Origin of the sequence: Streptomyces sp. NPDC059679, from assembly GCF_042734105.1 — a bacterium.
Lineage (GTDB): Bacteria > Actinomycetota > Actinomycetes > Streptomycetales > Streptomycetaceae > Streptomyces.
Genome location: NZ_JBHWES010000072.1, coordinates 1 through 12,900, shown reverse-complemented (window position 1 = coordinate 12,900; position 12,900 = coordinate 1). Strand labels below are relative to the sequence as shown.

General features: G+C 70.8%; 10 protein-coding genes and 1 rRNA gene. 7 read left to right on the top strand and 4 right to left on the bottom strand.

Annotation, left to right across the window (positions count from 1 at the left end):
* The first annotated feature begins 205 nt into the window (after nt 1–205).
* The 5 genes from ACFV2X_RS45550 to ACFV2X_RS45530 all read left to right on the top strand — a co-directional run bounded on the left by ACFV2X_RS45550 (nt 206) and on the right by ACFV2X_RS45530 (nt 7,456).
* Nucleotides 206–1,099 (top strand): hypothetical protein, encoded by an 894-nt coding sequence (locus tag ACFV2X_RS45550; protein ID WP_385627866.1) that lies wholly within the window; start codon nt 206–208, stop codon nt 1,097–1,099.
* Nucleotides 1,089–2,420: a hypothetical protein gene (locus ACFV2X_RS45545; protein ID WP_385627864.1), complete on the top strand. Its 1,332-nt coding sequence runs from the start codon at nt 1,089–1,091 to the stop codon at nt 2,418–2,420. Before ACFV2X_RS45550 ends, ACFV2X_RS45545 begins: the two co-directional genes overlap by 11 nt.
* Before the next feature lie 2 nt (nt 2,421–2,422).
* Nucleotides 2,423–3,973, top strand: coding sequence for an SCO6880 family protein (locus ACFV2X_RS45540; RefSeq protein ID WP_385627956.1), 1,551 nt, complete (start codon nt 2,423–2,425; stop codon nt 3,971–3,973).
* 74 nt (nt 3,974–4,047) lie between these two features.
* A complete protein-coding gene (locus tag ACFV2X_RS45535) occupies nt 4,048–5,487 on the top strand; it encodes an ATP-binding protein (protein ID WP_385627863.1) in 1,440 nt (479 codons plus the stop codon).
* Between the two features lies 1 nt (nt 5,488).
* Nucleotides 5,489–7,456 (top strand): hypothetical protein, encoded by a 1,968-nt coding sequence (locus ACFV2X_RS45530; protein ID WP_385627860.1) that lies wholly within the window; start codon nt 5,489–5,491, stop codon nt 7,454–7,456.
* A gap of 48 nt (nt 7,457–7,504) precedes the next feature.
* Here the strand turns inward: ACFV2X_RS45530 and ACFV2X_RS45525 are convergent, their stop codons facing one another.
* Genes ACFV2X_RS45525 through ACFV2X_RS45515 form a run of 3 tightly spaced genes read right to left on the bottom strand, consistent with a single transcriptional unit; the run spans nt 7,505 to nt 10,742 of the window.
* Nucleotides 7,505–8,278, bottom strand: coding sequence for an ABC transporter permease (locus tag ACFV2X_RS45525; protein WP_385627859.1), 774 nt, complete (start codon nt 8,276–8,278; stop codon nt 7,505–7,507).
* Nucleotides 8,275–9,810: an ABC transporter permease subunit gene (locus ACFV2X_RS45520; protein ID WP_385627857.1), complete on the bottom strand. Its 1,536-nt coding sequence runs from the start codon at nt 9,808–9,810 to the stop codon at nt 8,275–8,277. Before ACFV2X_RS45520 ends, ACFV2X_RS45525 begins: the two co-directional genes overlap by 4 nt.
* Entirely contained in the window at nt 9,807–10,742 is a 936-nt protein-coding gene (locus tag ACFV2X_RS45515) for an ATP-binding cassette domain-containing protein (RefSeq protein WP_385627856.1), read from the bottom strand. The genes ACFV2X_RS45520 and ACFV2X_RS45515 overlap by 4 nt, the downstream gene beginning before the upstream one ends.
* Before the next feature lie 219 nt (nt 10,743–10,961).
* Here ACFV2X_RS45515 and ACFV2X_RS45510 point away from each other — a divergent pair, with 219 nt between their 5' ends.
* Nucleotides 10,962–11,624 (top strand): response regulator transcription factor, encoded by a 663-nt coding sequence (locus tag ACFV2X_RS45510; RefSeq protein WP_385627953.1) that lies wholly within the window; start codon nt 10,962–10,964, stop codon nt 11,622–11,624.
* Nucleotides 11,621–12,736, top strand: coding sequence for a sensor histidine kinase (locus ACFV2X_RS45505; protein WP_385627854.1), 1,116 nt, complete (start codon nt 11,621–11,623; stop codon nt 12,734–12,736). Before ACFV2X_RS45510 ends, ACFV2X_RS45505 begins: the two co-directional genes overlap by 4 nt.
* Nucleotides 12,737–12,814: 78 nt before the next feature.
* On the opposite strand, the gene rrf is transcribed toward ACFV2X_RS45505, so the two are convergent.
* Nucleotides 12,815–12,900 (bottom strand): 5S ribosomal RNA (gene rrf / locus ACFV2X_RS45500); the annotation flags it as partial.

The window sequence follows — 12,900 nt, the reverse complement described above, 5'->3', positions numbered from 1 at the left end:
CCGCCCCCGAGCCCCCCACCGGTCCACCTCCCCCACTGAGGCTGCTTCCTGATGCCCGCATCGCCCCTTGAGGTCGTGTCAGCTTGATGTCCACTCACACCGCCGCGCCCCAGCGTCAGTCCGCGCCGCTACCGTCGTATAGGGGCAGGGCTGTCTCGGTTGACAGGGTTGACACAGTTGTCACGTTTGAAGGGGCGTAGGTGCGATGAGTCTGGGCGGAGATGACGGATACGGCGGGGACTACGGCCAGGACCCGAACCGTACGGGCGGCGTGTCCCCCAGAGGCCACCTGACGCGCACCCGCCTCCCCGAAGGCGACGACGACCCCTTCGCCCCACCCCGCCGAGGCACCACCCGCCCCGGCAAGCCCAGCCGCAACCTGGTCACCGTGGTGGGCGTCGTCGTGCTCCTCATCGCGGCCATCGCCTTCGCCAACCGCGGCGGCGACAAGACCTCCTCGGACAGCGACACCAACCACGACTCCTCCGGCACCAGCGCGAAGAGCCAGACGACGGCCCCGACGGGGCAGCGACCGGTGGAGGGGAAGGACGCGGCTACGGGGATCGCGTCGGGGTTCGCGAAGACGGAGCAGGGGGCGCAGAGTGCGGCGGCGAATTACGCGGTGGCGCTGGGGTCGGCTGACATGCTCAGCCGGGAACAACGCCATGGGATCGTGCCGCAGATCTTCACGGGCGCGGCGGCAGGGCCGCTGCAGACCAAGCTCGACAAGGCCTATTCCACGGATTTTCTGCAGAAGCTCGGGCTTGATGAGAACGGCAAGGCCGCCGATGGCCTGACCTACATCTCACGCGCCGTCCCTATCGGCACCAAGGTGACTAAGTATTCGGAAAGCACTGCGACCGTCGCGGTCTGGTGCACAGGTGTGTTCGGCACGGCGGGAGAAGGCTCGAAGAACCCGGTCACCAACGACTGGTTCACCATGACACTCAAGCTGCGCTGGTCAAGCAACGACTGGAAGGCCGAGAGCTACTCCCAGCAGAACGGCCCGGCGCCCGTCAACAGCGACCGCACTGCTTCCACGGCCGATGAGATCGCCAAGGCGGTCGAGGAGTACGGAGGGTTCACCTATGCCCGCTAGCCCGCGCCGCCGTGCTCTCACGGTCACCGGTGCCCTGGCAGCCGTGCAAACGGCCGCTGTGCTCCTGGCCACGCGAGCAGCCGCTGCTCCCGGCCCCTCGCCAAGTCCGTCGGACAAGGGCAACTGCGACCTCATCGTCGGTCCGAACAAAGGCAACTGCGGCCGTGAGCAGACCGGCCCCGATCCATCCGACCCCACCTCCCCCCTCGACCCCGCCGCCTCCCTCGCCCGCGGCTGCGCCAACGCCGCCTCCTGGCTCGTCGGCAAACTCTCCGACCTGGTCAAAGAGACCGCGACCGTCGACTTCACCAACGAGGCATTCCTCCGCCAGTACGCCGTCGTCTTCGCCGCCTCGACCGTCCTCACCCTCATCCTCTGGCTGCTCGCCGTCGCCAAGCGCGCCATCCGCGGGGCGCCGCTCGGTGAGGCGCTGTCCGAGGCCATAGGTTTCCTGTGGCTGACGGTTCTGGCCTCCGCCTTCACGCCGCTGATCCTCTATACGGTCGTCACGGCCACCGACGCCGTCACCGAGGCCATCGCCTCGGGCACCGGCGCGGATCATGACGCCTTCTTCGGCTCGTTCGCCCAGGCCCTGAAGAAGGACGAGGACATCGGCGGCGGGCCGATCATGCTCATCGTCGTATCGCTGGTGACCATCCTCGCCGCGGGCGTGCTCTGTCTCGAGCTCGTCATCCGGGCCGCCCTTCTCTACGTCGGCGCGCTGCTGGGCACCGCCGTCTACTCGGGCCTGGTCGACAAGAACATGTGGGGGCATGTGCGGCGCTGGGCGGGGATCATGATCGCGGTGATTCTCGTCAAGCCGGTGGTGGTGATAGTGCTCGCCCTGGCCGGGGCGCTGTCGACGTCCGACAAGGGACCTGACGCCTTCTCAGCCGTCGTCTCCGGGCTCGCGATCATCATCCTCGCCATCTTCGCGAGCGCGATGATCTACCGCTTCGTGCCCGGCTTCGGCGACGAGATCGTCAAGGCCCGCAGTGCCAGCGCGGACCCGGCGTCCCGCCAGGCCGCCGCGATCATCAGCTCCCCGGCCGCCCTGGTGAAGCAGGGCATCAACACCCACAGCGCCCGCGGCGACGGCGGCGGGGGCGGCTCGACCGGCCCCGCGCAGGCGAAGCCCGCCAACCCCGTCTCCGGCGGCGTCGCCGCGCACAGCTCCCGCGGCGGCGGCCAAGGCGGCGGAGGCGGAGGGGGCGGCGCCGCACGCCCCAGCAGCGGCGGGGGCGGGGGCGGCGGGGCCGCCTCCGCGGCCCGCGCACAGGACCGCGGTTCCAGCAACAACCCCGGAGGTGACCGGCGGTGACGATCGAGGCCCAGTCTCCCATCGCGCCTCGCCGCACATATCTGATCGGGCGCCCCCGCCCCAGCGCGATTGTCGGCAAGAACCGCGAGACCGGCGAGATCGCGTTGATCATCGGGGGTGCGTTCATCGGGATGATGTGCGGACTGCTGGTCCCCGTGCTGACGCTGCGCATCGGCGCCCTGGTGGGCTTCCCGACGCTCGCGCTGGCCGCCGTCTACGTCCCGTACAACGGCCGCACCTTCTACAAGTGGTTCGAGGTCAACCGCTCCTACAAGCGCACCGTGCGCAACAACGCCACCTACCGCTCCGCCGCCGCCGAGGCCGGCACCCGCTTCGACGGCCGTGAGGTCGAGGTCGGCCCGCCGCCCGGTATCGGCCGGATCAACTGGCTGGCGGCCCCGTTCGGGCCGGACGAGATCGCGGTGCTCCTGCACGCCGACCGCCGCACCGTCACCGCCGCCATCGAGATCGAGGGCCCGGGCGTCGGGCTGCGGGACAGCGAGGACCAGGAGGCGCTGGTCGACCGGTTCGGCACGCTGCTCAAGCATGTGGCCAACGGCGACGGCTTCGTGACCCGCATCCAGATGCTGGCCCGCACCCTCCCCGCCGACCCCGACGCCCACGCCAAGGACGTGGAGCGGCGCGGCGACGACGAGGCCCCCGGCTGGCTCAAGGACTCCTACGAGCAGCTCCAGTCGATGGTCTCCACCTCCTCCGAGCAGCACCGCGCCTACCTGGTCGCCTGTATGCACTACACCCGCGATCTGGCGGCCGAGGCCCAGGCCATCGCGCGCGCCGCCCGCCACAGCGCCGGCGGCCGCAAGCTCGACAAGGACGCGGGCCTGGCCGTGGTCATGGCGCGCGAGCTGACCGACATCTGCGCCCGGCTCGCCGAGGCCGATATCCGGGTGCGCCAGCCGCTCGGCCAGGGGCGGCTGGCCTCGCTGATCCACTCCATGTACGACCCGGACCACCCCATCGACCACATCCAGGCCATGACCCAGCGGAACGCCTGGCCGGCCGAGCTGGACGCGATGGAGCCCACGTACCTGCAAGCCAAGACCCGCGAGTCGAGCACCCGCGAGCCCTGGTGCCACTCCACGGCCTGGGTGAAGGAGTGGCCGATGACCCCGGTCGGGGTCAACTTCCTCGCCCCGCTCCTGGTCCACACCCCCGATGTCATCCGTACGGTCGCCGTCTGCATGGACCTGGAGCCGACCGAGATCGCGATCGAGCGGATGCTGACGGAGAAGACCAACGACGAGGCGGAGGCCAGCCGCGCCGCCAAGATGAACCGCACCGTGGACCCGCGCGATATCGCCGCGCACGGACGGCTCGACCAGCGCGGCGAGGATCTGGCGAGCGGCGCCGCGGGCGTCAACCTCGTCGGCTACATCACCGTCTCCTCCCGCTCCCCCGAGGCGCTCGCCCGCGACAAGCGGACCATCAGAGCCTCGGCGGGCAAGAGCTATCTCAAGCTCGAGTGGTGCGACCGCGAGCACCACCGTGCCTTTGTGAACACATTGCCGTTCGCGACCGGCATCCGGCGATAGAGCGACAGCGCGAGTGCGATAGCGCGGTAGCGCGGTAGCGCAATAGAGAAGACTGGGACGATAGGGGCTCTGCCGTGGCCGATCCGATTGGCGCCATCACCGAGACGTTCACCAGCTTCCTGTTCGGGAAGGTGGAGACGACCCGGATGCCGGTCCGCACGTCCACGGGGCAGGCACAGGCCGTCTATCTGCCCACCGCCGCACCGGGCCTGGGCGACTCGGGCGTGATCATCGGGCGCGAGGTGTACTCCGGCAAGGGGTACATCTACGACCCGTTCCAGCTGTACGGACAGCAGCTGCCCGCCCCGCACTGGCTGGTGCTCGGCGAGTCCGGAAACGGCAAGTCGGCCCTGGAGAAGACCTATGTCTTGCGGCAGCTGCGGTTCCGCGACCGCCAGGTCGTGGTGCTCGACGCCCAGGGCGAGGACGGCGTCGGCGAGTGGAACCTGATCGCCGAGGAGCTGGGCATCACCCCCATCCGGCTCGATCCGATGGCCGCCCTGGACGGCGGTATCCGCCTCAACCCCCTGGACCCCTCGATCACCACGACGGGGCAGCTGGCCCTGCTCCGTACGATCATCGAGGTCGCGATGGGCCACGGGCTCGACGAGCGCTCCGGATTCGCCCTCAAGGTCGCCCACGCGTACGTCAACCAGACCATCGTCGAGCGCCAGCCGGTGCTGACCGACATCGTCGAGCAGCTGCGCCACCCCGAGGCGGACTCGGCGGAGGCCATGAACGTCGACATAGACGACGTACGGGCCTGGGGCCTGGACGTCGCCCTGGTGCTCGACCGGCTCGTGGACGGCGACCTGCGCGGCATGTTCGACGGCCCGACGACGGCGGGCATCGACCTGAGCGCGCCCCTCATCGTCTTCGACCTGTCCCACATCGACCGCAACTCGATCGCCATGCCCATCCTCATGGCGATCGTCGGCGTATGGCTGGAGCACACCTGGATCCGGCCGGACCGCAAGAAGCGCATCTTCCTCGTCGAAGAAGCCTGGCACATCATCAACTCGCCCTTCGTCGCGCAGCTCTTCCAGCGGCTGCTCAAGTTCGGGCGCCGCCTCGGCCTGTCCTTCGTCGCCGTCGTCCACCACCTGTCCGACGTGGTCGACGGCGCGGCGGCGCGCGAGGCCGCGGCGATACTCAAAATGGCGTCGACCCGGACCATCTACGCCCAGAAGGCCGACGAGGCCCGGGCAACGGGACGGGTGCTGGGCCTGCCGCGCTGGGCGGTCGAGATCATCCCGACCCTGTCGCCTGGCATCGCGGTCTGGGACGTCAACGGCAATGTCCAGGTCGTCAAGCACCTGATCACCGAGGCCGAGCGGCCGCTCGTCTACACCGACCGCGCCATGACGGAGGACGCGCTGGCCGTCCAGCTGGCGGCCGAAGCCGAGGCGGAGGCCGAGGAGCGGGCCGCCATGGCGGTGGAGCAGCAGCTCGCCCACGAGGCCGCCGAGGCGGACCCGTACGCCGGGCCCTCGTACGGGTCGACGGTGGCCTGACATGGCGGCGGGGCGGGCCCAGGGAGGCCAGGGCGGCCACGGCGGGGCAGGAGAGCCGGACAGACCCCCGGCCGCCTCACAGGGCGGCATCCCGGACGGGCTGCTGATCGGCTCCATGCTCTTCCTGCTGGGACTGACGGGACTGGTGTGGACCGCGACCGGGCTGGCCGGGCTCTTCGCCCACGGAGCCTGGCCGGACGGCGTGCGCTTCCTCCGTACGCCCCTGGCCATGCGCACGCTCGCCCAGGAACCCCACAACCTCGGCGCGGCATGGCCCGACACGCCGAAGGAGCAGCTGTCGGGATACGGGCTGTTCTGGGGCCTGTTCATAAGCGAGCTGATGGTGCTGATCGTGCTGACGGTGTTCGTCATCGGCACGTTCACCCGCTACCGCGCCGTACGCGCCCAGCGCCGCGCGAACCGCCAGGAGGCCGCCGCGGCAAAGCGGCGGACCGCCCACGACGACGCCCCCACCGGGCGACAGTCCGCGCAAGCACCGGAGGGAAGACCGGGGCAGGACGCCGCGGCCCTCGGAGCGGCGGCGGGCTCGCCGCAACACGGCCTGCCCGGCGCGCTGCCCACGGGCGCCGCGGCGTACGCGTACGGCGCCCCCAGCCCCGAAGCGGGTGCCCCAGCGGGCTCCCCGCCGACCTGGAACGCCACGCACGGCCGAGTCCCGGGCCATGCCGCCGATACGGGCCATGGCGCCGATACGGTCCAGGCCGCACAGCGAGGCGTCCACAGCGACGCAGCGGGCACCGGCGAGCGGACATCCGGGGCTCCCGTCCCCACCGAACCGCAGACCGACCGGCAGACCGACCGACAGACCAACTGGCAGCCGGACCAGGCAACGGCCGTCACCGGGCCGCCTGGTGCCCGTGCCGCCGCACCCCACCACATCGCCGAGCAGCGGGCAGACGCATGGGCCGGCGCGCGTGCGGAGCCGCCCGCGGAGCCCACAGCCGCGTCGGCCCAGCCGGTGCCGACCCCGGGCGGCGGCCCGGGCGGCGGCCCGGGCGGCGGCCCGGGGTTCCCCGGGGCCGAGGTGACGCACCCCCGCGTCCTCTACGGCTCGCAGCGCGGCGACGCCGCGTCCCAGGCCGTTCTGGATGCCGACGGCCCGGTCCTGGTCGTCACCAGCGACGCCGCGCTGTGGACGACGACCAAGGACGCGCGCGCGAAGTTCGGCCCGACCCATGTCTTCGACCCGTCCCATCTCCTCGACACCCCGGCCCGGCTGCGCTGGAACCCCGCGGCGGGCTGTGAGTCCCGCGATGCCGCGGCCGCCCGGGCCACCGCGCTCCTCGCCCCCGTACGCCCCCTGCACGCCGTGGACCGGCCCATGGCGGAGGCCGCGGAGACCATGCTCCGCTGCTGGCTGCACGCGGCCGCGGTGGACGGCCGCCCGTTCCGCCAGGTGCACCGCTGGGCGCAGGGCAACTCGGCGCATGAGCCGGTACGGATCCTGCGGACCCATGCCAAGGCGGCGGGGGGCGCGGCCGGCGAGCTGGAGGCCACGCTCACCGCGCACCCCGAACGCCGGGACCTGGCCCAGGAACTGACGGCCCGTGCGCTCGCCGCGCTGTCCTCGATCCACATCAGGGACGCCTGCAACCCTGGCCGTTCCGACACCCTCGCGTTGGAGTCATTCATCGGCGAAGGGGGAACGCTGTATGTGATGGGCGAATCCATTGAGGATCCGCGGACCCATCCGGGTGCGATGCCCTTGTTGACCGCACTCGCCTCATACGTGGTCGAGCACGGCCGGCGCATGGCCGAACGGTCATCCTCCGGTCGGCTCGACCCACCACTCACCCTCGTCCTGGACGATGTCGCGGCCGTGGCCCCGCTGCCCCAGCTGCCGGACCTGGTGACCCAGGGCGCGGCACAGGGCCTGCCCACCCTGGCGCTGATGCGCTCCCAGGAGCAGGCCCGCGCACGCTGGCCGCACCGCACCCTGACCGGCTGAGGGCTGCGGGCTGCGGGCGTACGCGGCCAAGTCGTCGTCGACGACGTACTACGTGTCGCGCATGCGCAGCAGCAGGCCGCCGGCCAAGAGCGCCGCGGCGGCCCACCCCGCCGTGACGCCCAGACCGGCCCAGGGGCCAATGGGCAGGCTGCGGATGTCGGTGGTGGCCTGGATGGCGAGCCCGGCACTCATCGGGCCGATCCGCTGGAGCAGGCGCTGCCAGTGCGGATTGCCGATCATCTGGGAGAGGACGGGAACCAGGTAGAGCAGACCGAGGACGATCCCGATACTGGCCGCGGAGTCCCGCACGACGGCGGCGACACCGAGGCTGAGCAGGGCGATCAGGGTCAGGTAGAGGATCGACCCGAGGGCCGCTCGCAGCGTGGGCCCGTCGGTCAGGGACAGGGGCGGGTGGCCGCGGGTGGTCGTGAAGGCGCGGCCGGGCAGGAGGAGCCGGCCAGCCACCAGCGACCCGAGAACCGCGACGGTCCCGGCCGCGGCCACGATCCCGGTGAGGGTGACGGCTTTGGCCGCGAGGACGGTGGTCCGATGCGGCATCGCCGCCAGGGTGGTGCGGATCATGCCCGTGCCGTACTCGCCCGCGATGACCAGTACGGCCAGGATGACGACCAGCGCCTGGCCCAGCTGAACGCCGATGAGGCTGAGCTTGGTCATATCGCCGCAGCCGGCGGACCCGCAGGTCACCACCGAGGTCGCGGCGGCGCTCAGGGCCACGGTCGCCGCGATCATGCCGAGCAGCAGCCAGAGAGGGCTGGCGACGGTCCGTACCTTCGTCCATTCCGCGTGCAGGGCCGGTCTCATGCGTCCCTCCTGCGGAGAAGGAGGGCGGCTACGGCCAGGCTTGCCACCGCGTAGCCGGCCAGGACGGCGAACCCGGCCCACGGCGCCAGCGGGTAATAGCCGTAGTAGGGCGTGTAATTGCTGGCGACCTGGTGATACTGCACAAGCGTCTGCTGGACGGCGAAGGCCGCACCCGGCGTCACCCGGGCCAGCCAGTTCGACACGCTCGCGGGTATGAACGGGATGGCGATCAGGATGTAGGGCAGCACGATGGCCACGATGACGGTGGTGACCGCGCCGGCACTGTGCCGGAAAATGGCGCCGACGGAGAGGGCCAGGACCGAGGCGGTCGCGAGCAGCGCCGCGATCCCGAGCTCCACCCGTAGTTCGGTTGAAGACGCCACCGGGAAGATGTACACGCCGTTGGCCCGGGCGAGCCGCTCGCCGAGCGGAACCGCGACGACCGCTCCCGCCAACCCGGCGACGAAGGTGACGCCCCCCAGCACCATCGCCTTGGCCACCAGCACCCGGCTGCGTCTCGGGCCTGCGGCCAGGGTTACGTGGATCAGGTTCTTCCGGTATTCCGTGGTGATGAACAGCGCCCCCACGACGATCACCACGATCAGCGCGGCGAACGTGCCGGTGAGGATTTCTCCGAGAGTGCCGCCGGTTGGCAGAGTGTCGCGAACGGCGGGCGCTATGTCGCCGGCGCCGGTCACCGTGAAGCTGCCGTCGGATCCCGCTTCCGTGAACGACCCCGACGTGTTCTTCGGGTAGCCGGAGAAGCTGGGGGATTCGGGCCCCACCTGGTCGCCTGTCCAGTTGCCACCGGCCCAGCGCCCCTGGGTACGGAGATCCCCGAAGACGGCCGTGGACACACTGCCGCGCGTGCCCATTCCGTCCGCGGAAGGCGGCGAGGCGACGAACAACCCGCCTTGCGCGGTCGGTCCGAGCCCCCTCACATGCACGGTGCCCACCTTGGTCCAGTGCGTGCCGTCGGCGGAGGCATAGCCGGTGACCGCATCGCCCGAACGGTCCAGCCGCAGTCGGCGGACGGACCCGGCGGAGACGGGGCCGGGGAGGCCGGCCGTGTCGTTGACGTAGCTGTCCTGCATCCGTACGCCGTGGCTGCTGGTGACCATAATCGCTGCGTAAGGCGATCCCTGGCGGGTGCTCTCCTTGATGACGATCCCGGCCTTCGCCCACGGCACGATGCCGGGCCGCAGGTCACCGGGGCGCTTGGGGATGCGGCTCCTGAGCGCGGAAACGGAGACAGTGATGCTGCCGTTTCCCGCCAGCGGCTGGTGCACGAAGTAGAAGCTGTCGGTGACCGGCTCACCGCCCGGTCCGATCGGAACGGGCGGTGAGCCCTTCTGATCGCTGCTGACCCCGGCGAGCAGGGCGAACAGCACCACCATCAGAGCTGCCACCACCACGCCGGTCACCCAGCCCAGGACCGTCCGGAACTTGGTCCACTCCGCGTGCAGCGACTGTACGAAGCCGTCCCGCCCGACCCGCAGGCCGGACCGGTACGGCGTAACGGTGGGCGTCACCGCGAGACCTCCGTGGGCGTCGCGGCGCGGAACTCGACGGCGTCACGGGTGAGTTCCAGGTAGACGTCCTCAAGGGTGGCGCGGTGTGCCGATACCTCGGAGAACGGCACCGCGCTCTCGCCGAGCAGCGTCACGATCCGGTCCGCCGGCAGGCCGGAGACCGTGATGGTGTCGCGGCCGGTGGCCGCCACGGTCGCGCCGGCATGCCTGAGCACCGTCATCGCGTGTGTCCCGGCCGTGGTCCGCAGGGCCACCCGGTTCCCGGACGCGGCCGCGATCAGCTCGGCCACGCCTGCGTCGGCGATGGCCTTGCCGCGCCCGACCACGACGAGATGATCGGCCGTGTCCTGCACCTCGCCCATCAGGTGGCTGGAGACCAGCACGGCGCGGCCCTGTGCGGCCAGCGACCGCAGGAAGCCGCGCATCCAGATGATGCCGTCGGGGTCCATGCCGTTGAACGGCTCATCGAGCATGACGATCGGCGGGTCGCCCAGCAGGGCCGCGGCGATCCCGAGACGCTGCCGCATGCCGAGCGAGTAGCCGCCGGCCTTGCGCCGGGCCGCCGAGACCAGGCCGACCTGCTCGATCACCTGGTCCACCCGTCGCGCGGCCAGGCCCTGCGAGTGCGCCAGCCACAGCAGATGGTTACGCCCGCTGCGGCTGGGGTGCAGTGCCGCCGCGTCCAGCAGAGAACCGACATGGTTCAGCGGGTGCCGAAGGCTGTGGTACGGCTTCCCCTCGATGAGCGCGGTGCCCGCCTCGACCGCGTCCAGGCCGAGGATCACCCGCATGGTGGTGGACTTCCCGGCCCCGTTCGGCCCCAAGAAGCCGGTCACCAGCCCCGGTCGGACAGTGAAGGACATGCCGTCGAGGGCCAGGGTCGCCCCGTACCGCTTGCGCAGTCCGGCGACGACGATCCCTGGGGCGCTCATCGCGGCGAACTCATGGTTCGAAATCGACTCATGCCGACGGTTGTACGCGGCACCCGGTTCCGGCCCGGTCGCAGCGGCTGCGACCTGGCTGCAACCGGGGATCTGGCATCGTCGACGCATGGCATCTCGACCCGGCGGCCGGTTCAGCAGCCCTGTCCGCCCCGTTCACCCTGTTCGCTCCGTTCGCCCCGCTCACGCGACGACCTGCGGTGAGTGGCGGTGAGGGTCCTCGTCGCCGAGGACTTCGAAATCCTCGCCCGCTCCATCGGAACCGGACTGCGCCGCGAGGGCATGGCCGTCGACGTCGTCCTGGACGGAACCACCGCCCTCGACCGCCTGGCCGTCACCCGCTACGAGGTGGTGATCCTCGACCGCGACCTGCCCGGCGTCCACGGGGACGAGATCTGCCGGCAACTCGCCCACGGCCGCTGCGAGACCCGCGTACTGATGCTCACTGCATCCGACACGATCGAGGACCGTGTCGACGGGCTCAGCCTCGGCGCCGACGACTACCTGCCCAAGCCGTTCGCGTTCGCCGAACTGGTCGCCCGCGTCCGTGCGCTGGCCCGCCGCGCCACCCCGCCGCTACCGCCCACCCTGGCCTGCGGGGACATCACCCTCGATCCGGCCCGCCGTACCGCGTTCCGGGCCGGCCGGCGACTTGAGCTGAGCCCCAAGGAGTTCGCCCTCCTCGAATGCCTGCTCGCCACACCCGGCCTGGTCATCTCCGCCGAGGAGTTGCTGGAACGCGTCTGGGACGAGGCCGCCGACCCGTTCAGCAGCGCCGTCAAGCACACCATGCACCGGTTGCGGGCCAAGCTCGGTGAACCGCCCGTGATCGAGACCATCCGCGAGGGCGGCTATCGAATCGGAACGTCATGACCTCCCCCCAGCAGCTCACCGGAAGGCCCTTGCAGACGCGGCTGGCGCTCGCCTACGCGGCAGGCGTGTACGCCGCCGGGGTCTTCGTGCTCGTATGCGTCGCCGTCCCGCTGGCCGGCGTCCAGTCGACCAAGCCCAAAGACCACCCGTCAGCGGGTGCGATCACCGGAACCGGGAACGGGATCAGCCTGCCCCAACTCCTCACGGGGTCCGCCGTCGCCCTGGTCATTCTGATTCCCGTCGCCCTGGCTCTCGGCTGGTTCGTCGCCGGCCGGTTCCTGCGCCCGCTGCGCGCCATCACCGCCACCGCCAAGATCATCTCCGCCGGCGACCTACACCGGCGCCTCGACCTCGGCGAGCCCACGGACGAGCTGACCGAGCTCGGCCACACCCTCGACGACCTGTTCGCCCGCCTTCAAGCCTCCTTCGACGCCCAACGCCACTTCGTCGCCAACGCCTCCCACGAGCTGCGCACCCCCCTCGCCGGCCTGCGCACCCTCCTCGAAGTCGCCCTCGCCGACCCCGACGCCGACGCCGACACCCTGCGCTCGACCTGCCAAGAAGCCCTCGCCCTCGGCGGACACCAAGAACGGCTCGTCAAGGCACTGCTCGCCCTCGCCACCAGCGAGCGCGGAATCTCCCACCGGGACACCCTCGACCTCGCCCATATCGTCGAAGGAGTGCTCGCCTCCCGCCGCGGCCAGGCAACGGAGCGAGGTATTGAGCTCGCCGAACACCTGACGCCCGCAATGACGGCCGGGGACCCGAGGCTGATCGAAAGCCTCGTCGCCAACCTCATCGACAACGCCATCCGCCACAACCACCCGGACGGGCACGTAGAGATCACCACTCAGACCTCCGGCGCGCAGGTGACCCTTACGATCACCAACAGCGGGCCGGCCATCCCCAACGACCAGGTCCAACGCCTCTTTCAGCCCTTCCAGAAGCTAGCGCCCGACCGTAACGGCCGCCGCGACGGCTACGGTCTCGGCCTCGCCATCGTCAACGCCGTCACCCAAGCTCACCACGCCACTCTCACCACCAGCACACGGCCCGAAGGCGGCCTGTCCATCGCTGTACGGTTCGCGCACGCATCGTTGGTTTCGGCCTGACGGGTTGAAGATTGAGCCCAACGCAAAAATGCCTCGGTCCTGGGTATCTTTCGATACCCAGGACCGAGGCTAAAAATTGTTCGGCGGCGTCCTACTCTCCCACAGGGTCCCCCCTGCAGTACCATCGGCGCTGAAAGGCTTAGCTTCCGGGTTCGGAATGTAAC

Bases quoted from the DNA above. Each gene is read 5' to 3' on its own strand.
- ACFV2X_RS45515 (WP_385627856.1), bottom strand. From the start codon at position 10,742: ATGAGCGCCCCAGGGATCGTCGTCGCCGGACTGCGCAAGCGGTACGGG.
- ACFV2X_RS45545 (WP_385627864.1), top strand. From the start codon at position 1,089: ATGCCCGCTAGCCCGCGCCGCCGTGCTCTCACGGTCACCGGTGCCCTG.
- ACFV2X_RS45525 (WP_385627859.1), bottom strand. From the start codon at position 8,278: ATGAGACCGGCCCTGCACGCGGAATGGACGAAGGTACGGACCGTCGCC.
- ACFV2X_RS45505 (WP_385627854.1), top strand. From the start codon at position 11,621: ATGACCTCCCCCCAGCAGCTCACCGGAAGGCCCTTGCAGACGCGGCTG.
- ACFV2X_RS45550 (WP_385627866.1), top strand. From the start codon at position 206: ATGAGTCTGGGCGGAGATGACGGATACGGCGGGGACTACGGCCAGGAC.
- ACFV2X_RS45530 (WP_385627860.1), top strand. From the start codon at position 5,489: ATGGCGGCGGGGCGGGCCCAGGGAGGCCAGGGCGGCCACGGCGGGGCA.